The sequence below is a fragment of the Pseudomonas sp. S1_E05 genome (genome assembly GCF_056337105.1).
In genome coordinates this window covers 3,054,881-3,074,457 of record NZ_JBFRHM010000001.1, presented here as the reverse complement: position 1 = coordinate 3,074,457, position 19,577 = coordinate 3,054,881, and the positions used below count along the sequence as shown (strand labels likewise).

Below are 19,577 nucleotides of genomic sequence, written 5' to 3'. Positions count from 1 at the left end.
CACGACATGGCCGTGCAAGACCTGCTGTCCCAGGATGAGATCGACGCGCTGTTGCATGGTGTCGACGATGGTCTGGTACAGACCGATACCGCTGCCGATCCCGGTAGCGTCAAAAGCTATGACCTGACCAGCCAGGATCGCATCGTCCGTGGACGCATGCCGACCCTGGAAATGATCAACGAGCGTTTTGCCCGCTACACGCGTATCAGCATGTTCAACATGTTGCGTCGCTCGGCGGACGTGGCGGTCGGTGGTGTGCAGGTGATGAAGTTCGGCGAATACGTGCACTCGCTGTACGTACCGACCAGCCTCAACCTGGTCAAGATCAAGCCCTTGCGCGGCACCGCGTTGTTCATTCTCGACGCCAAGCTGGTGTTCAAGCTGGTGGACAACTTCTTCGGCGGCGACGGCCGCCACGCAAAGATCGAAGGGCGTGAGTTCACCCCGACCGAACTGCGTGTGGTGCGCATGGTGCTGGAGCAGGCCTTCGTCGATTTGAAGGAAGCCTGGCAGGCGATCATGGAAGTGAACTTCGAGTACATCAACTCGGAAGTGAACCCGGCCATGGCCAACATCGTCGGGCCGAGTGAGGCCATCGTGGTGTCAACCTTCCACATCGAACTCGATGGCGGTGGCGGCGACCTGCACGTGACCATGCCGTATTCGATGATCGAGCCGGTGCGCGAAATGCTCGATGCCGGCTTCCAGTCCGACCTCGACGACCAGGACGAGCGCTGGGTCAATGCCCTGCGTCAGGACGTGCTGGATGTCGACGTGCCAATCGGCGCCACGGTTGCCCGCCGCCAGTTGAAGCTGCGCGACATTCTGCACATGCAGCCGGGGGACATCATCCCGGTGGAAATGCCCGAAGACATGATCATGCGCGCCAACGGCGTGCCGGCCTTCAAGGTCAAGATGGGCTCCCATAAGGGCAACCTCGCGTTGCAAGTGATCGAGCCGATCGAGCGCCGATAAGCGGCGCTCCCACCTATTTGCTATTAACTGACGGCAGCCCGCGAAGAGGTTGCCTGCCGAGGACACATGATGGCTGACGAAATGAATACCCAGGACGACCAGGCACTGGCTGATGAATGGGCTGCGGCCCTGGAGGAAACCGGTGAAGGTGGCCAGGACGACATCGACGCGCTGCTCGCGGCAGATGCGGCCAGTACTTCATCCAACCGTCTGCCGATGGAAGAGTTTGGCAGCGTGCCGAAGAACAACGAACCGGTGAGTCTGGAAGGTCCGAACCTGGATGTGATCCTCGACATCCCGGTGTCGATTTCCATGGAAGTGGGCAGCACCGACATCAACATCCGCAACCTCCTGCAGCTCAACCAGGGTTCTGTGATCGAGCTTGATCGCCTGGCGGGCGAGCCGCTGGACGTGCTGGTCAACGGCACGCTGATCGCCCATGGCGAGGTGGTGGTGGTCAACGAAAAGTTCGGCATCCGCCTGACTGACGTGATCAGCCCAAGCGAACGCATCAAGAAGTTGCGCTGAGTGAAAAAGGTTCTGGGTTCCTTGTTGCTGCTGGCGCTGTCGTCCGCGGCGCTGGCGGCCGAGCCTGCGGCAACCGCTGCTGCGGCACCGGCTGTCAGTGGTGGTGTCGCGGGGCAACTGACGCAGTTGGTGCTCGGTCTGCTGCTGGTGCTGGGGTTGATCTTCTTCCTCGCCTGGTTGTTGCGCCGGGTCCAGCAAGCCGGGCCCGCCGGCAAAGGGCAGGTGATCGAGTTGATCGGTTCCCGTGCGCTGGGTCCGCGGGATCGTCTGATGCTGGTGCAGGTGGGTAATGAGCAGATTCTGCTTGGCCTGAGCCCAGGTACCATCACGGCGTTGCATGTGCTCAAGGAGCCAGTGCAGGTGCCTGTTACCGAAAACGCCACCCCGGAGTTTGCCCAGCGTCTGATGGAGCTGATGGGCAAGGATCAGAAGGATAAGAAGTAATGGGTGCGCTACGCATCGTCTTGACGCTGGCACTGATGCTGGCGGCGCCGCTGGCCTTCGCCGCCGATCCGTTGTCGATTCCGGCCATCACCCTGGGTACCAATGCCGAGGGTGCGCAGGAGTATTCGGTCAGCCTGCAGATTCTGCTGATCATGACCGCGCTGAGCTTCATTCCAGCGTTCGTCATGCTGATGACCAGTTTCACTCGGATCATCATTGTCTTCTCGATCCTGCGCCAGGCCCTGGGTTTGCAGCAAACGCCGTCGAACCAGATCCTCACCGGCATGGCGCTGTTCCTGACCCTGTTCATCATGGCGCCGGTATTCGACCGGGTTAACCAGGATGCCTTGCAGCCGTATCTGGCAGAAAAACTCACTGCGCAGGACGCGGTGGCCAAGGCCCAGGTGCCGATCAAGGACTTCATGCTCGCCCAGACCCGCAGCAGCGACCTGGAACTGTTCATGCGCCTGTCCAAGCGTACGGACATCGCGACGCCGGATCAGGCGCCTTTGACCATTCTCGTGCCGGCGTTCGTCACGTCTGAGCTGAAAACTGCGTTCCAGATCGGTTTCATGATCTTCATTCCGTTCCTGATCATCGACCTGGTGGTGGCCAGTGTGCTGATGGCCATGGGTATGATGATGCTGTCGCCGCTGATCATTTCCCTGCCGTTCAAGATCATGCTGTTCGTGCTGGTGGATGGTTGGGCATTGATCATCGGAACCCTGGCGAGCAGCTTCGGCGGTGTCTCGCCATGACGCCGGAAGTTGCGGTAGACATCTTCCGGGAGGCGTTGTGGCTGACCACCATGATGGTGGCGGTGCTGGTGATTCCCAGCCTGCTGGTCGGCCTGCTGGTGGCGATGTTCCAGGCTGCCACGCAGATCAACGAACAGACACTGAGCTTTCTGCCGCGCCTGCTGGTGATGCTGGTCACCTTGATCGTGGCCGGTCCATGGCTGGTGCAGACCTTCATGGAATACATTATCCAGCTTTACCACAACATTCCGCTGGTCATCGGTTAAGCCATGTCGTCTCTGCTGCAACTGACCGATACCCAGATCAGTACCTGGGTGGCGACGTTCATGCTGCCGCTGTTTCGCGTCGGGTCCATGTTGATGGTCATGCCGGTGTTCGGTACCAAGATGGTACCCACGCGAGTGCGCCTGTACTTCGCCCTGGCGATCACCTTCGTGATTGTCCCCGCGCTGCCGCCCATGCCGGCGGTGAGTCCGCTTGATTTGAGCGGTCTGCTGTTGATTGCCGAGCAGATTCTTATCGGCGCCGTCCTCGGGTTTTCCCTGCAGTTATTCTTCCAGGCCTTTGTGGTGGCCGGGCAGATCGTGGCGGTCCAGATGGGTATGGGCTTCGCCTCCATGGTCGATCCTACCAACGGTGTGTCCGTGGCAGTGATCGGGCAGTTCTTCACCATGCTGGTGACGCTGTTGTTCTTGTCCATGAACGGCCATCTGGTGGTCTTCGAAGTGCTGACCGAAAGCTTCACTACGCTGCCGGTCGGCGGTGGGTTGATGGTCAATCATTTCTGGGAGCTGGCCGGCAAGCTGGGTTGGGTGCTCGGTGCCGCACTGATGCTGGTATTGCCGGCAATTACCGCGCTGCTGGTGGTCAATATCGCGTTTGGCATCATGACCCGGGCGGCGCCGCAGTTGAACATCTTCTCCATCGGCTTCCCGTTGACCCTTGTGCTCGGGCTGTTCATTGTTTGGGTGGGGCTGGCGGACATTCTCAATCAGTATCAACCGCTGGCCTCCGAGGCCCTGCAGTTTTTACGCGAACTGGCACAGGCGCGCTGAGTCATGGCTGAGAGCGAAAGCGGTCAGGACAAAACAGAAGACCCCACGGAGAAAAAGAAAAGGGACGCCCGTGAGAAGGGGGAAATTGCCCGCTCCAAGGAGCTCAATACGCTGGCGATCATGATTGCCGGGTCTGTTGCGTTGTTGATTTTTGGCGGTGCTTTGGCTCAAGACCTGATGGCGCTGATGCGGCACAACTTCACCTTGCCGCGAGAGGTCATTCTCGACCAGAAGTCCATGAGCACTTATCTCATGAGTTCGGGATTGAGTGCGTTGCTGGCCATCCAGCCGATCATGATTACCCTGGTGCTGGCAGCGTTGATCGGTCCTATTTCCCTGGGTGGGTGGTTGTTCGCGGCCGGCTCGCTGGCGCCGAAATTCAGTCGCATGAACCCGTTGGCGGGTCTCAAGCGGATGTTCTCGATCAAGGCGGTAGTGGAGCTGCTCAAAGCATTCGCGAAGTTTCTGATCGTGTTAATCGTGGCGCTGACCGTATTGTCATCGGACATCGATGACCTGATGCGCATCGCCCATGAGCCTCTGGACATGGCTATTATCCATTGCCTGCAGGTAGTGGGCTGGAGCACGTTGTGGATGTCTTGCGGGCTGATCATCATCGCTGCGGTGGACGTGCCAGTACAGCTCTGGGAAAGCCACAAGAAGCTGCTGATGACCAAGCAGGAAGTGCGCGACGAGCACAAGGACTCGGAAGGGAAGCCTGAGGTCAAGCAGCGCATTCGCCAGCTTCAGCGCGAAGTGTCCCAGCGACGCATGATGGCGGCGATTCCCGAAGCTGACGTGGTCATCACTAACCCGACCCACTACGCCGTCGCGCTCAAGTACGACGCGGACAAAGGCGGAGCGCCAGTGCTGCTCGCCAAGGGCAGCGACTTCCTGGCGCTGAAGATTCGCGAAATTGCCGTGGCCAACGAAGTGATGCTGCTCGAATCGCCGGCGCTGGCGCGTTCGATCTACTACTCCACCGAGCTGGAGCAGGAAATCCCTGGCGGCCTGTACCTCGCTGTCGCCCAGGTGTTGGCCTATGTCTACCAGATCCGCCAGTACAAGGCGGGCAAGGGCAAGCGGCCTGATCCTCTGAAGGATGATTTGCCGATTCCGCCGGATTTGCGGCGCGATTCGTAATCCTTCAATGCTCCCGGCCTTGTAGGAGCGAGCTCGCTCGCGATGGTCGTCAACGATTACGCTGGCAGCCTGGCACACCACGGTGTCTGATCCGCGAGGAAGCCGCTCCTGCAAAACAGCTCTATTCCCACCCTCTGCAAAAGTTGGACAGCTTTTTGCAGTAGCCCCGGTGCGCCTGCTTCAGGCGTCAAAAGTTTGCTTTAAAGGAACGGGGAAAACCGGTGGATCGCTCTCAGTTACTCAACAGTGCCCGCACGAACATGGCCGACCTCAGTCGAGGTAATCTGGGCGTGCCGTTGTTGTTGCTGGTCATGTTGGCGATGATGATGTTGCCGGTGCCGCCGTTCCTGCTGGACGTGTTTTTCACCTTCAACATTGCCTTGTCGATTGTGGTCCTGCTGGTGTGTGTCTACGCCTTGCGGCCGCTGGATTTTGCGGTGTTTCCGACCATTCTGCTGGTGGCGACGCTGTTGCGACTGGCGCTGAACGTGGCCTCCACCCGGGTGGTCATGCTTCACGGTCAGGACGGTCACGCCGCCGCGGGCAAGGTGATCCAGGCGTTCGGCGAGGTGGTGATCGGCGGCAACTACGTGGTTGGTATCGTGGTGTTCGCCATTTTGATGATCATCAACTTCGTCGTGGTGACCAAGGGCGCCGGGCGGATTTCCGAGGTGAGTGCACGTTTTACCCTCGATGCGATGCCCGGTAAGCAAATGGCGATCGACGCCGATCTGAACGCCGGCCTGATCGATCAGGCTCAGGCGAAGGCCCGTCGTTCTGAAGTGGCTCAGGAAGCCGAGTTCTACGGTTCCATGGACGGTGCCAGCAAGTTCGTACGCGGTGACGCCATCGCCGGCCTGCTGATCCTGTTCATCAACCTGATTGGTGGCATGGCGGTCGGTATCTTCCAGCACGGCATGACCTTTGGCGACGCCGGTCGTGTTTATGCCTTGCTGACTATCGGTGACGGTTTGGTGGCGCAATTGCCATCACTGTTGTTATCTACAGCTGCTGCGATCATGGTGACCCGCGCTTCCGGTTCGGAAGACATGGGCAAGCAGATCAATCGCCAGATGTTCGCCTCGCCCAAAGCGCTCGCGGTGGCGGCGGGCTTGATGGCGGTGATGGGCCTGGTGCCTGGCATGCCACACTTCTCCTTCCTGACCATGGCCGCCCTGGCGGCCGGTGGTGCGTACCTGTTCTGGAAGAAGCAAAATGTCGCCAAGGTCCACGCGCTGCAAGAGGTCAAGCGTCAGCAGGAACTGCTGCCATCGCCAGCCCGAGCCATGGAAACCAAGGAGCTTGGCTGGGATGACGTTACGCCGATTGACATGATTGGCCTGGAGGTCGGTTACCGCCTGATTCCACTGGTGGACCGCAACCAGGGCGGCCAATTGCTCGCGCGAATCAAGGGTGTGCGCAAGAAGCTCTCCCAGGACCTCGGCTTCCTCATGCCGACAGTGCACATCCGGGACAACCTCGACCTGGCGCCAAGCGCCTACCGCCTGACCCTGATGGGCGTCATCCTGGCCGAAGCGGAGATTTATCCAGATCGCGAACTGGCGATCAACCCGGGGCAGGTCTACGGCTCGCTCAATGGCATCAACGCCAAAGATCCGGCTTTCGGGCTGGAGGCTGTCTGGATCGAAATCAGTCAGCGTGCGCAGGCGCAATCCCTTGGTTACACCGTGGTCGATGCCAGTACCGTAGTGGCGACCCACTTGAACCAGATTCTGTACAAGCACTCCAGTGAGCTGATTGGCCACGAGGAAGTGCAGCAACTCATGCAATTGCTGGCCAAAAGCTCGCCTAAGCTGGCAGAAGAGCTGGTGCCGGGCGTGGTGTCGTTGTCGCAGTTGCTCAAGGTGTTGCAGGCGTTGCTGGCCGAACATGTGCCGGTGCGTGACATCCGCAGCATTGCCGAAGCTATCGCGAACAATGCCGCCAAGAGTCAAGATACCGCCGCGTTGGTCGCTGCCGTGCGGGTCGGTGTATCCCGCGCAATCGTGCAAAGCATCGTGGGGACTGAGTCCGAGCTGCCAGTTATCACGCTGGAGCCAAGGTTGGAACAGATTTTGCTCAATAGTCTGCAAAAGGCAGGACAAGGCTCGGAAGAGGGCGTTCTGCTGGAGCCAAGCATGGCCGAGAAGCTGCAACGTTCGTTGATCGAAGCAGCCCAGCGTCAGGAAATGCAAGGTCAGCCAGTGATTCTGCTGGTGGCTGGCCCGGTCCGCGCGATGCTGTCGCGATTTGGCCGGCTGGCAGTTCCTGGCATACACGTGTTGGCTTACCAGGAAATCCCGGACAACAAGCAAGTGACCATCGTTGCGACAGTAGGGCCCAACGGCTGAGGTAGTGGTTTATGCAAGTTAAGCGTTTTTTCGCCGCCGATATGCGTCAGGCCATGAAGCTGGTTCGTGATGAGCTGGGCGCTGAGGCCGCCATCATCGGTAATCGCCGGATCGCCGGCGGTGTCGAGCTGACGGCGGCCCTGGATTACAAACTGTCGGCACTGGCCCCGCGTGTTCCCAACATGGAACTCGAGGATGAGCTGCGCAAGACCCAATCGCGGATCGTCACCGCTCAGGCCGAACTGAGCCTGCGCAGCGAAGGCGAGAGCGACAAGTCGACCAATCGCCAGTTGTTCGCCGGCTTGCCGTTGACCGCTGCCGAGCCGCTGATCGAGCCGACGTACAGCGAGCCACGCCGTGCCGCAGCTGCGCCTGCGCCCGCTGCACCGGCCGGCGTCGATCCACGGATGCTCGATTCGATGCGTTTCGAGCTCAACAGCCTGCGCGAACTGATGGAAGTACAACTGGGCTCGCTGGCGTGGAGCCAACTGCAGGGTAATGCGCCGGCCCAGGCCAACCTGTGGCGTCGTCTGCAGCGTATTGGTTTGTCCGGCCCGTTGTCGCGCGACCTGCTGGAAATGATCTCTGGCGTTGAGGAACCTCGGCAGGCCTGGCGCATGTTGCTGGCGCACCTGGCGCGGATGATCAGCACGCCGGAAGTCGAGCCACTGGAAGAAGGAGGCGTGATTGCCATGGTCGGTCCGGCCGGCATGGGCAAGACCACCACCCTGGCCAAACTGGCGGCCCGCTACGTGCTCAAGTACGGCGCGCAGAGCATTGCCCTGGTGAGCATGGACAGCTACCGCATCGGTGCCCAGGAGCAACTCAAGACCCTGGGGCGCATTCTCAACGTCTCGGTCACCCACGTCGATCCGGGCCAGTCCCTGGTTCAGGCACTGGATCCGTTGCTGCGCAAGCGCGTGGTGTTGATCGATACCGCCGGCCTCCAGGCCAGCGATCCAGCGCTGCGCATGCAGCTTGAAAGCCTGGCCGGTCGTGGCATCCGGGCAAAAAATTACCTGGTGCTCGCAACCACCAGCCAGAAGCAGGTTCTAACGGCCGCTTATCATAGTTACAAGCGCTGCGGGCTGGCAGGCTGCATCCTGACTAAACTGGATGAAACGGCTAGTTTGGGCGAAGTGTTGAGCCTGGCAATCAGTCATGAATTGCCGGTGGCTTACCTCACCGATGGACCACGTATTCCGGATGACTTGCATTTGCCGCGCCGTCATCAGTTGGTCAGTCGCGCCGTCAGCGTGCAAATGCAGGAAGAACCCAGCGAAGAAGCCATGGCTGACATGTTCGCTGACATCTACCACAGTCCGACCAAGCAGGTTGGCTGAGGTGAACAGTTTTTGTACCTACATCGATGGTCTGCCAGGCATTGTTCCAGTTGCGAACGCGCAGCCAGTCATGTGGCCTCCGTCTATGCAAGACAAGGTAAAGAAATAACATGGGCAGCATGCATCCCGTACAGGTGATCGCGGTGACCGGCGGCAAGGGTGGCGTCGGCAAGACTAACGTGTCAGTGAACTTGTCCCTGGCTCTAGCGGAGCTAGGCCGGCGGGTCATGCTGCTGGACGCCGATCTGGGGCTGGCGAACGTCGACGTTCTGCTGGGCCTGACACCCAAACGCACCCTGGCCGACGTGATCGAGGGCCGCTGCGAGCTGCGTGACGTATTGTTGCAAGGCCCCGGCGGCATCCGCATCGTTCCCGCCGCCTCCGGCACACAGAGCATGGTGCACCTGAGTCCGGCCCAGCATGCCGGCCTGATTCAGGCGTTCAGCGATATCGGCGACAACCTCGATGTGCTGGTGATCGATACCGCTGCGGGTATTGGTGACTCGGTAGTCAGTTTTGTCCGCGCCGCCCAGGAAGTCCTCCTGGTGGTCTGCGACGAGCCAACGTCCATCACCGACGCTTACGCTCTGATCAAGCTGCTCAACCGTGATTACGGCATGAACCGTTTCCGCGTCCTGGCCAACATGGCCCAGAGCCCTCAGGAAGGGCGCAACCTGTTCGCCAAGTTGACAAAGGTCACGGATCGTTTCCTTGACGTCGCCCTACAATACGTCGGCGCGGTGCCCTACGACGAAAGCGTACGCAAGGCCGTCCAGAAGCAGCGCGCTGTTTATGAAGCTTTCCCGCGTTCCAAGTGCTCGCTGGCTTTCAAGGCCATTGCACAGAAGGTCGATACCTGGCCACTGCCCGCCAACCCGCGCGGGCACCTGGAGTTTTTCGTCGAGCGCCTCGTGCAACAAACGGCAGGACCCGTGCTATGACCGCCAGCGGTTACAACCTCTACAAGAAATCGGCGCGTGACGCGCAGTACGAGCTGATCGAGCGTTACGCGCCACTGGTCAAACGCATTGCGTATCACTTGTTGGCGCGCCTGCCGGCCAGTGTTCAGGTCGAAGACCTGATCCAGGCCGGGATGATCGGCCTGCTGGAAGTGTCCACCAAATACGACGCCAGCAAAGGCGCCAGTTTCGAGACGTACGCGGGCATTCGAATCCGTGGCGCCATGCTTGATGAAGTGCGCAAGGGGGATTGGGCGCCACGCTCGGTTCACCGCAATACCCGCATGGTCAGCGACGCAATTCGCTCGATTGAAGCTAAAACCGGCCGTGACGCTAAAGATCACGAAGTTGCGGCCGAACTCCAATTGAGTCTCGATGATTATTACGGGATTTTGAACGACACCCTGGGCAGCCGGTTATTCAGTTTCGACGATCTTTTGCAGGACGGCGAACACGAAGGGCTGCATGAGGATGGCGCGAGTGCTCATCTCGAGCCGTCACGCGATCTGGAAGACGAACGCTTCCAGGCGGCGCTGGCGGACGCGATTGCCAATTTGCCGGAGCGCGAGCGACTGGTGTTGGCGCTGTACTACGACGAAGAATTGAATCTCAAGGAAATCGGTGAGGTCCTGGGGGTCAGCGAATCTCGGGTCAGCCAGTTACACAGCCAGTGCGCGGCCCGTTTGCGGGGGCGTTTGGGGGAGTGGCGAGCGCGCTGAAGGCAGTGTGGGGACACTGCGAACGTGGCTGGTGCGGGGTTGAACCGCGCCGGTCTCGATCTGTTGTGCTCCAGACAGTCATTGAGTGCTCTGCCGAATTGATTGAAATGGCGCGTCCAGGTGCTGGGCGCGTTTAAGACTGCTTGGAGGTCGAATTGGACAAGAACATGAAAATCCTCATCGTTGATGACTTTTCAACGATGCGGCGGATCATCAAGAACCTGTTGCGTGACCTTGGGTTCACCAACACGGTTGAGGCTGACGATGGCATCACCGCCATTCCGGTTCTCAACAGCGGAAGCATCGACTTTCTGGTAACCGACTGGAACATGCCTGGCATGACCGGTATCGATCTGCTGCGCCACGTGCGCGCCGACGAAAAACTCAAGCACCTGCCGGTATTGATGGTCACTGCAGAAGCCAAGCGCGAGCAGATCATCGAAGCCGCCCAGGCCGGTGTAAACGGTTATGTCGTCAAACCCTTCACGGCCCAGGCGTTGAAAGAAAAAATCGAGAAGATTTTCGAACGCATCGGTTGAGTCACCGCGCCACGGGGGAGCTATGGACCACAAAGAATCTTCACAGGGCGAGTTCGAGTCGACCCTGAAAAAACACGCGGTCGAATTGGTCGAAAGCCTTGAAAAAGGCAAGTTCGGTGACGCGGTACAACTGATCCATGAGCTCAATCAGACCCGTGACCGCGGCCTGTATCAGGAAGTGGGCAAGCTCACCCGCGAATTGCATAGCGCGATCGTCAATTTCCAGATTGATCCGCACATGCCGCAAGCCGAGGAAGTGTCCCAGATCACGGATGCCACCGAGCGCCTGGGGTATGTTGTCAAGCTGACCGAGGCCGCTGCGAACCGCACCATGGATCTGGTCGAAAGCTCAACGCCTCTGGTCAACAGCCTTGGCGATGAAGCCCAGGCATTGAGCACGGACTGGGGGCGTTTCATGCGCCGCGAAGTCGGGGCCGAAGAGTTTCGCGAACTGGCGCGGCGTGTCGACGGTTTCCTGGCTCGCAGCAGCAAGGACAACCGGGCGGTATCGAGCAACCTCAACGACATTCTGCTCGCGCAGGATTACCAGGATCTCACCGGTCAGGTGATCAAGCGTGTGACGCAATTGGTCACGGACGTTGAAACCAATCTGCTCAAACTTGTGCTCATGGCCAGTCAGGTGGACCGCTTTGCGGGCATCGAACATGACCGGGAAGCGATGCTTGCAGAAAAAGATCCACAAAAACATCTCTCTCAGGGTGAAGGTCCGCAGATTCATGCCGATAAAAGAGAAGACGTTGTGTCCGGTCAGGACGATGTGGACGATTTGCTATCCAGCCTTGGATTTTAGGTTTTATTAGACCTGTTCTGTTAGGAGCACACCATTAATGAGCTTCGGCGCCGATGAAGAGATCCTTCAGGATTTCCTGGTTGAGGCCGGCGAGATTCTAGAGCAACTGTCCGAGCAGCTGGTCGAGCTGGAAAGTCGACCTGATGATGCGGACTTGCTCAATGCAATTTTTCGCGGTTTTCACACTGTAAAAGGGGGCGCCGGCTTCCTCCAGCTCAATGAGCTGGTGGAGTGCTGTCACATCGCCGAGAACGTGTTTGACATCCTGCGCAAGGGTGAACGTCGCGTCGACTCGGAATTGATGGACGTGGTTCTCGAAGCACTGGACTCGGTGAACAGCATGTTCAGCGAAGTTCGCGACCGTAGCCCGATTACGGCTGCTACGCCTGAATTGCTCGCCGCGCTGGCTCGTCTGGCCGAGCCGCAATCGGCTGATGAGGCCGCGCCGGTTGCAGCCGTGGCTGAAGAGCCACAAGCAGCGGCGCAAGCCGAATCAGGCGACATCACCGACAACGAATTCGAACAGTTGCTGGACTCGCTGAACGCCGTCAAGGCCGAAGCCGAGGCGCCGGTGGCCGCTGCGGTCGAAACGTCCGAGGTGGCCAGTGATGAGATCACCGACGCCGAGTTCGAGTCGCTGCTCGACCAGTTGCACGGCAAGGGCCAGTTCGCCGCCGATGCGGTCGGTGCCGCGCCAGCCGCACCTGCGGCCAGCGCGAGCGCGAAAGAGCCGGGCGACAGCTCCGACATCACCGACGACGAGTTCGAGGCACTGCTCGATCAGTTGCATGGCAAAGGTAACTTTGCGGTCGACGCATTGGAGTCGGCCATCGCATCGGTCCCTGCGTCGGCTGCGCCAAACGCTGCCGCTGCCGGCAGCGATCTGATCACCGATCACGAATTTGAATCGTTGCTCGATGATTTGCACGGCAAAGGCAAGTTCACCGATGTGAACGGCGGTGCGTCTGCTGCTTCGGTGGCAACACCTGTGGCCAAGGCTCCGGCGGCGGCTGCCAAGGCGTCCGAGCCCAAGGCCGAAACACCGAAGCCTGCTGCCGCAGCCAAACCAGCTGCCGCACCGGCACCTGCCCGCGCGGCAGCGGCGCCGCCGGCGGAAAAACCGGCGAGCGAAGCCGAGACCACCGTGCGGGTCGACACCGCACGCCTCGACGAAATCATGAACATGGTCGGTGAACTGGTGCTGGTGCGTAACCGCCTGGTGCGCCTGGGCGCCAACAGCGCCGATGAAGCCATGTCCAAGGCCGTGTCGAACCTCGACGTGGTCACTGCCGACTTGCAGACCGCGGTCATGAAGACCCGGATGCAGCCGATCAAGAAAGTCTTCGGGCGCTTCCCGCGCCTGGTTCGTGACCTGGCTCGCCAGCTCAAGAAAGAGATCAACCTGGAGTTGGTCGGTGAAGAGACCGACCTCGACAAGAACCTCGTCGAGGCCCTGGCCGATCCGCTGGTCCACTTGGTGCGAAACGCCGTCGACCACGGTATCGAGTCGCCGGAAGAGCGCGAAGAATCGGGCAAGGCCCGGGGTGGCAAAGTCATCCTCGCCGCCGAACAGGAAGGCGACCACATCCTGCTGTCGATCTCCGATGACGGCAAGGGCATGGACCCGAATGTCCTGCGCGCCATCGCGGTAAAACGCGGGGTGATGGACAAGGACGCGGCCGACCGCCTGAGCGACACCGAGTGCTACAACCTCATCTTCGCCCCGGGTTTCTCGACCAAGACCGAGATCTCCGACGTGTCGGGTCGTGGCGTGGGCATGGACGTGGTGAAAACCAAGATTTCCCAGCTCAACGGTTCGATCAACATCTACTCGACCAAGGGCCAGGGTTCGAAGATCGTCATCAAGGTGCCGTTGACGCTGGCGATCATGCCGACCCTGATGGTCATGCTCGGCAACCAGGCGTTTGCGTTCCCGCTGGTAAACGTCAACGAGATTTTCCACCTCGACCTGTCGACCACCAACGTGGTGGATGGCCAGGAAGTGGTGATCGTGCGGGACAAGGCGCTGCCGTTGTTCTACCTCAAGCGCTGGCTGGTCAGTTCTGCCGCTCACGAAGAGCAGCGTGAAGGCCACGTGGTGATCCTCTCGGTGGGCACACAGCGGATCGGCTTCGTCGTCGATCAACTGGTGGGCCAGGAAGAGGTGGTCATCAAGCCATTGGGCAAAATGCTCCAGGGAACCCCAGGCATGTCGGGCGCCACCATCACCGGTGACGGTCGCATCGCACTGATTCTCGATGTTCCGAGCATGCTCAAGCGTTACGCCGCACGGCGTATTTGATTCAGGGGGAGCGGGGCGCTAGTGCCCCGCCGCCGCCTAACGGAGTGTTTATGGCAGTCAAGGTCCTGGTGGTGGACGATTCGGGTTTTTTCCGCCGCCGCGTCTCGGAAATTCTTTCAGCAGACTCCAACATCCAGGTCGTCGGTACGGCGACCAACGGTAAAGAAGCGATCGATCAGGCGCTGGCCCTCAAGCCGGACGTGATCACCATGGACTACGAGATGCCGATGATGGATGGCATCACGGCGGTGCGGCACATCATGCAGCGCTGCCCGACTCCGGTGTTGATGTTCTCCTCGCTGACGCACGAAGGCGCCCGGGTCACCCTGGATGCGCTGGACGCTGGTGCGGTGGATTTCCTGCCGAAGAATTTCGAAGACATCTCGCGTAATCCCGAGAAGGTCAAGCAACTGCTGTGCGAGAAGATCCTGAGCATCTCGCGCAGTAATCGTCGTGGCAGTGCCTACAGCGCACCGGCACCGACGCCAGGGCCGAGTTCTGTGTCTTCCAGTCTTGGTGGTAGCAGCACCCCTGCGCGTGTGGCGGCTACACCAACCCGCACAACGGCAGCGGCCCACGCACCGTCTTCGCCGGCGCCCAAGCGCAAACCCTACAAACTGGTGGCCATCGGTACGTCTACCGGTGGTCCGGTTGCCCTGCAACGGGTGTTGACCCAATTGCCGGCCAGTTTCCCGGCACCGATCGTGTTGATCCAGCACATGCCGGCAGCGTTCACCAAGGCGTTCGCCGAACGTCTGGACAAGCTCTGCCGTATCAGTGTCAAGGAAGCCGAGGATGGCGACATCCTGCGTCCGGGCTTGGCGTTGCTGGCACCGGGTGGCAAGCAGATGATGATCGACGGCCGGGGAGCGGTGAAAATCCTGCCCGGTGACGAGCGTCTGAACTACAAGCCGTGCGTGGATATCACCTTCGGTTCGGCGGCCAAGTCCTACGGCGACAAAGTTCTGGCGGTAGTTTTGACCGGCATGGGCGCTGACGGTCGTGAAGGCGCGCGCCTGCTCAAGCAGGGTGGCAGTTCGATCTGGGCGCAGGATGAAGCCAGTTGTGTGATCTACGGCATGCCGATGGCCATCGTCAAAGCTGAACTCGCCGACGCGGTGTACAGCCTCGACGATATTGGCAAGCACCTGGTCGAGGCGTGCATCTGATGGACGTACTCAGCCTTATCGGGATCATCATGGCGTTTGTCGCCATCATCGGCGGCAACTTCCTTGAAGGCGGTCACCTGGGTGCGCTGGCAAACGGTCCTGCGGCGCTGATCGTGCTCGGCGGGACCATCGGCGCGGCGCTGCTGCAGTCGCCCATGAGCGCCTTCAAGCGCGCCATGCAGATTCTCGGCTGGATCCTGTTCCCGCCGCGCGTTGACCTGGCCGGCGGCATCGATCGCGTGGTGAACTGGAGCCTGACCGCGCGCAAGGAAGGCCTGCTCGGTCTGGAAGGCGTGGCCGATGCCGAACCCGATAGCTACTCGCGCAAGGGCCTGCAACTGCTGGTCGATGGTGCCGAGCCTGAAGCGATTCGCAGCATTCTTGAGGTGGATTTCTACACTCAGGAAAGCCGCGACATCGAAGCCGCCAAAGTCTTTGAAAGCATGGGCGGTTACGCGCCAACCATCGGCATCATCGGTGCGGTCATGGGCCTGATCCACGTCATGGGCAACCTGGCTGATCCGGCGAACCTGGGGAGCGGCATCGCCGTGGCCTTCGTCGCCACCATCTACGGTGTGGCCAGCGCCAACCTGGTGCTGCTGCCAATCGCTGCCAAGCTCAAGTCCGTGGCTTTGCGTCAGTCGCGTTATCGCGAAATGCTGCTCGAAGGCATCCTGTCCATCGCCGAAGGTGAAAACCCTCGCTCTATCGAATTGAAGCTTCAGGGCTTCATGGATTGATGGGGGTAATGGGCAATGGCACGACGTCGACATCGTGAAGAGCATGTAAACCATGAGCGTTGGCTGGTTTCCTACGCCGACTTCATCACCTTGCTCTTCGCCTTCTTCGTGGTGATGTACTCGATTTCCTCGATCAACGAAGGCAAGTACAAGATTATTTCGCAAGCGCTGGTCGGCGTTTTCACCGATGCGGATCGCTCGCTGCAACCGATTCCCATCGGCGAGGAGCGGCCCAAGACCGTGACCCCGGCCAAGCCGCTGGTCAAGGACAGCGAGCAGGTGGATGCCGGTATCGCCGGGTCCACCGATCCGCTGAAAAGCATCGCCGATGACATCAGCGCCGCGTTTGGCGACCTGATCAGCTCCAACCAGATGACGGTTCGTGGCAACGAACTGTGGGTCGAGATCGAACTTAACTCCAGCCTGTTGTTCGGTAGTGGTGATGCCATGCCCAGCGACGTCGCGTTCAATATCATCGACAAGGTCGCGGGCATCCTGAAGCCGTTCGACAACCCGATCCATGTCGAAGGTTTTACCGACGACCAGCCGATCCGCACCGCGCAATACCCGACCAACTGGGAACTGTCCTCGGCGCGCTCGGCAAGCATCGTGCGCATGCTGGCGATGCAGGGCGTCAACCCCAGTCGGATGGCGTCGGTGGGTTACGGCGAATTTCAGCCAGTGGCCAACAACACCACGGCAGAGGGCAGGGCGCGTAACCGCCGCGTGGTATTGGTGGTGTCTCGCAATCTCGATGTGCGTCGCAGCCTGACCGGCACCGGAACGGCCAATGCGCAACCGGATGCGGCGTTGAAGCGTGCTGGCACACAAACTGCACCTGCACCGGTCAAACCGCCGGTACGTGAGAGCTCCGTCAATTCTCCGTCACCCGTATTAACACGTTGAGCTATTTCTCGGTCGACCGGTGCGGCCGGGAGGAACAATCCGAATGAGAGTCTGGGCAGTTGCCAATCAAAAGGGTGGTGTTGGTAAAACCACTTCCTCCATCGCGTTAGCCGGGTTACTGGCCGATGCGGGCAAGCGCGTGGTCGTTGTCGATCTCGACCCACACGGGTCGATGACCAGCTACTTCGGTTACGACCCCGACAGCCTGGAGCACAGCAGCTACGATCTGTTCCTGCACAAGGGCAGCGTGCCGCAGGGCCTGCCTGGGCAGTTGCTGTTGCCCACCAGTCACGCCAGCATATCCCTGCTTCCGTCGAGCACTGCGTTGGCGACCCTGGAGCGTCAGTCGCCAGGGCAGAGTGGCCTGGGCCTGGTCATCGCCAAGAGCCTCGCGCAACTGTGGCAGGACTTTGATTACGCAGTGATCGACAGCCCACCGCTGCTCGGCGTGTTGATGGTCAATGCCTTGGCGGCCAGTCAGCAATTGGTTATTCCGGTACAGACCGAGCACCTGGCCGTCAAAGGCCTGGAGCGCATGGTCAATACCCTCGCAATGATCAATCGCTCGCGCAAGCAGCCACTGGCGTTCAATATCGTGCCGACCCTGTTTGACCGCCGCACTCAGGCGTCCCTGGGCACCTTGCGCGTCTTGCGCGACAAGTACCCGGATGAAATTTGGCAGGGCTATATCCCGGTCGACACGCGCTTGCGCGACGCCAGCCGTGCCGGTGTCACGCCTTCGCAGTTCGACGGCAAGAGCCGTGGCGTCTTGGCCTACCGTGCCCTGCTCAAGCAATTGCTGGCGCAGCAATCCGTCGCGCAGGTGGCGTAAGATGAATCGCCCGGTCAAAATCACGTCTCGTCCACAACTGGCACTCCAGTCTTATCTGGACAGCTTGCTGATGGATGCGACCGAAGAATTGCCGCCAGAAGTCGAGGTGGTTGCCGAGGTGCCCGAGGTCGAAGCGGCACTCGACGAATTCCAGGCCGCAGTGCTCGAAGAGCAGGCTCGTGATGCCCAGAAGGCGCCCGAGAAACCAGCGCCTGTCGCTGCCCCAGTGGCAGCGCCGGTCGTGAAAGCGCCGGTCGCGTTAGTGGATGCACCCGCCCCGGTAATGGCGCCGGTGTCAACCATTGCGCCGTTGCTGCAGGCGCTGGTGCCACCGATCGTTGAAGTCCACCTGCCGCCGAGCAACACACCGCCACCGGTGGAGTCCGACGGTCGTCCAGCATGGGCGGCCGACGCGTTCGAATGCCTGTTATTCGATGTGGCCGGGCTGACCCTGGCAGTGCCGCTGGTGTGCCTGGGTTCGATTTATTCCCTGGCCGGCCAGGAACTGACGCCCTTGTTCGGGCAACCGGAGTGGTTCCTCGGCATCCTGCCGAGCCAGGCCGGTAACCTGAAGGTGCTGGACACCGCCCGCTGGGTCATGCCTGATCGTTATCGCGATGACTTCCGCCAAGGCTTGCAATACGTAATTTCTGTCCAGGGCTACGAGTGGGGGCTGGCGGTGCATCAGGTCAGCCGCTCATTGCGCCTGGACCCGAACGAAATCAAATGGCGCACCCATCGTGGCCAGCGACCGTGGCTGGCAGGCACGGTCATTGAGCACATGTGCGCGCTGCTCGACGTTGCCGCACTCGCCGAGCTGATTGCCAGCGGCGGTGCAAAGCACATGGGCGGCGTCAAGCCGATCCACAAACCAACATAAAAACACGCGGGGGCAAATGACTTGCCATCGCACCGAACACACACCGCCAGGGCGGTTTTTCGAGGGGTCAGGGTATGAATGATAAGGCGTCGTCTGCAAAGGGTTCCGAAGATCCGATCCTGCAATGGGTAACCTTCAAGCTGGACAATGAAACCTACGGCATCAACGTGATGCGCGTTCAGGAAGTCCTGCGCTACACCGAGATCGCGCCGGTTCCGGGTGCTCCAAGCTATGTGCTGGGTATCATCAACCTGCGTGGCAACGTGGTGACCGTGATCGATACTCGCCAGCGTTTCGGCCTGATGAACGCCGAGATCAGCGACAACACCCGTATTGTCATCATCGAAGCCGACAAGCAAGTCGTTGGCATCATGGTCGACAGCGTGGCCGAAGTGGTTTACCTGCGTCAGTCGGAAATCGAAACCGCACCTAATGTCGGTAACGAAGAGTCCGCCAAGTTCATTCAAGGCGTGTGCAACAAGAACAACGAGTTGCTGATCCTGGTCGAGCTGGACAAGATGATGAGCGAAGAGGAATGGTCGGAACTGGAGAATATCTGATTGATTCTCGAGGTTGCGGTCATTGTCCTGTTCCTTTTCTGGGCAGGCACGCTGGCAATGTTCCTGGCGTACATTCGTGGTCAGCGGCAGATCGCCGCGCAACAGGCCCAAGGCGATGCGCTGCGTGATCAGCGCATCAAGGAACTGGCCAGGCTGGTCGAAAACTATCAGAGCGGCAACGTGCGCATGGGCGAAGACCTGCATGAACTGCGCGCGGTGGTCGCTCCGCTGCCCGACAAGCTGGCTCAGTTGGAGCAGCGTGACCCCTCCAGCCTGTCATTTGCCCAGGCGGCACGATTGGTCGGGATGGGCGCAAGCGTCGACGAACTGACCCAGTCCTGCGGCCTGACACAGGCCGAGGCGGAGTTGATGAGCAAGTTGCACAGAGGCTGAATCCCTCCCTGACCCGCGGCGTCTGCCTCGCTCCCAAGGTGACACACAAACCTGTAGGAGCGAGCTTGCTCGCGATGGACTTAAACTATGACGCTACATGCCTGATGCACCGCGTTGTTTGGTCCTCCATCGCGAGCAAGCTCGCTCCTACAGATGCTGTTCATATCTGG

Annotated in this window: 21 protein-coding genes; all 21 read left to right on the top strand. The window is 60.1% G+C overall.

What is annotated here, in order from left to right; genetic code table 11:
- Nucleotides 1-6: 6 nt before the first annotated feature.
- The 21 genes from fliM to AB4N33_RS14115 all read left to right on the top strand — a co-directional run bounded on the left by fliM (nucleotide 7) and on the right by AB4N33_RS14115 (nucleotide 19,407).
- The gene (fliM, locus tag AB4N33_RS14215; RefSeq protein ID WP_460117149.1) at nucleotides 7-975 is read left to right on the top strand and encodes a flagellar motor switch protein FliM; all 969 of its coding nucleotides are present in this window, start codon (nucleotides 7-9) and stop codon (nucleotides 973-975) included.
- A 69-nt stretch (nucleotides 976-1,044) separates the two neighbouring features.
- The gene (fliN, locus tag AB4N33_RS14210; protein ID WP_460139993.1) at nucleotides 1,045-1,503 is read left to right on the top strand and encodes a flagellar motor switch protein FliN; all 459 of its coding nucleotides are present in this window, start codon (nucleotides 1,045-1,047) and stop codon (nucleotides 1,501-1,503) included.
- Entirely contained in the window at nucleotides 1,504-1,947 is a 444-nt protein-coding gene (gene fliO, locus AB4N33_RS14205; RefSeq protein ID WP_460117147.1) for a flagellar biosynthetic protein FliO, read from the top strand.
- Nucleotides 1,947-2,705, top strand: coding sequence for a flagellar type III secretion system pore protein FliP (gene fliP / locus AB4N33_RS14200; protein ID WP_053156624.1), 759 nt, complete (start codon nucleotides 1,947-1,949; stop codon nucleotides 2,703-2,705). The genes fliO and fliP overlap by 1 nt, the downstream gene beginning before the upstream one ends.
- The gene (gene fliQ, locus AB4N33_RS14195) at nucleotides 2,702-2,971 is read left to right on the top strand and encodes a flagellar biosynthesis protein FliQ (protein WP_460117146.1); all 270 of its coding nucleotides are present in this window, start codon (nucleotides 2,702-2,704) and stop codon (nucleotides 2,969-2,971) included. The genes fliP and fliQ overlap by 4 nt, the downstream gene beginning before the upstream one ends.
- Before the next feature lie 3 nt (nucleotides 2,972-2,974).
- A complete protein-coding gene (gene fliR, locus AB4N33_RS14190; protein ID WP_460139991.1) occupies nucleotides 2,975-3,760 on the top strand; it encodes a flagellar biosynthetic protein FliR in 786 nt (261 codons plus the stop codon).
- Between the two features lie 3 nt (nucleotides 3,761-3,763).
- Nucleotides 3,764-4,903, top strand: coding sequence for a flagellar biosynthesis protein FlhB (gene flhB, locus AB4N33_RS14185; RefSeq protein ID WP_460117144.1), 1,140 nt, complete (start codon nucleotides 3,764-3,766; stop codon nucleotides 4,901-4,903).
- Between the two features lie 221 nt (nucleotides 4,904-5,124).
- Nucleotides 5,125-7,254, top strand: coding sequence for a flagellar biosynthesis protein FlhA (flhA, locus tag AB4N33_RS14180; protein ID WP_460117143.1), 2,130 nt, complete (start codon nucleotides 5,125-5,127; stop codon nucleotides 7,252-7,254).
- An 11-nt stretch (nucleotides 7,255-7,265) separates the two neighbouring features.
- On the top strand, nucleotides 7,266-8,597 hold the full coding sequence (gene flhF / locus AB4N33_RS14175) for a flagellar biosynthesis protein FlhF (protein WP_476457585.1): 1,332 nt from the start codon (nucleotides 7,266-7,268) through the stop codon (nucleotides 8,595-8,597).
- Between the two features lie 110 nt (nucleotides 8,598-8,707).
- The gene (gene fleN / locus AB4N33_RS14170; RefSeq protein WP_008001746.1) at nucleotides 8,708-9,538 is read left to right on the top strand and encodes a flagellar synthesis regulator FleN; all 831 of its coding nucleotides are present in this window, start codon (nucleotides 8,708-8,710) and stop codon (nucleotides 9,536-9,538) included.
- Nucleotides 9,535-10,275, top strand: coding sequence for an RNA polymerase sigma factor FliA (fliA, locus tag AB4N33_RS14165; RefSeq protein WP_007894214.1), 741 nt, complete (start codon nucleotides 9,535-9,537; stop codon nucleotides 10,273-10,275). The genes fleN and fliA overlap by 4 nt, the downstream gene beginning before the upstream one ends.
- Nucleotides 10,276-10,442: 167 nt before the next feature.
- Entirely contained in the window at nucleotides 10,443-10,814 is a 372-nt protein-coding gene (locus tag AB4N33_RS14160; RefSeq protein ID WP_008006721.1) for a chemotaxis response regulator CheY, read from the top strand.
- A 22-nt stretch (nucleotides 10,815-10,836) separates the two neighbouring features.
- Nucleotides 10,837-11,625 carry a protein phosphatase CheZ gene (locus AB4N33_RS14155; RefSeq protein ID WP_460117140.1) on the top strand — a complete coding sequence of 263 codons (789 nt, stop codon included), beginning with the start codon at nucleotides 10,837-10,839 and terminating at the stop codon, nucleotides 11,623-11,625.
- A gap of 37 nt (nucleotides 11,626-11,662) precedes the next feature.
- A complete protein-coding gene (locus tag AB4N33_RS14150) occupies nucleotides 11,663-13,927 on the top strand; it encodes a chemotaxis protein CheA (RefSeq protein WP_476457584.1) in 2,265 nt (754 codons plus the stop codon).
- Between the two features lie 50 nt (nucleotides 13,928-13,977).
- Nucleotides 13,978-15,096, top strand: a complete 1,119-nt coding sequence (locus tag AB4N33_RS14145) for a protein-glutamate methylesterase/protein-glutamine glutaminase (protein ID WP_476457583.1) — start codon at nucleotides 13,978-13,980, stop codon at nucleotides 15,094-15,096.
- A complete protein-coding gene (locus AB4N33_RS14140) occupies nucleotides 15,096-15,836 on the top strand; it encodes a flagellar motor protein (RefSeq protein WP_192302110.1) in 741 nt (246 codons plus the stop codon). The genes AB4N33_RS14145 and AB4N33_RS14140 overlap by 1 nt, the downstream gene beginning before the upstream one ends.
- Before the next feature lie 15 nt (nucleotides 15,837-15,851).
- Entirely contained in the window at nucleotides 15,852-16,742 is an 891-nt protein-coding gene (gene motD, locus AB4N33_RS14135; RefSeq protein WP_460117137.1) for a flagellar motor protein MotD, read from the top strand.
- A gap of 43 nt (nucleotides 16,743-16,785) precedes the next feature.
- Nucleotides 16,786-17,574 (top strand): ParA family protein, encoded by a 789-nt coding sequence (locus tag AB4N33_RS14130; RefSeq protein WP_460117136.1) that lies wholly within the window; start codon nucleotides 16,786-16,788, stop codon nucleotides 17,572-17,574.
- Nucleotide 17,575: 1 nt separating this feature from the next.
- Entirely contained in the window at nucleotides 17,576-18,454 is an 879-nt protein-coding gene (locus tag AB4N33_RS14125; RefSeq protein ID WP_460139986.1) for a CheW domain-containing protein, read from the top strand.
- A 74-nt stretch (nucleotides 18,455-18,528) separates the two neighbouring features.
- Complete coding sequence (locus tag AB4N33_RS14120) at nucleotides 18,529-19,014, top strand: chemotaxis protein CheW (RefSeq protein ID WP_192302106.1); 486 nt, start codon at nucleotides 18,529-18,531, stop codon at nucleotides 19,012-19,014.
- Nucleotides 19,015-19,407, top strand: coding sequence for a DUF2802 domain-containing protein (locus AB4N33_RS14115; protein ID WP_460117134.1), 393 nt, complete (start codon nucleotides 19,015-19,017; stop codon nucleotides 19,405-19,407).
- The last annotated feature ends 170 nt before the right edge of the window (nucleotides 19,408-19,577 follow it).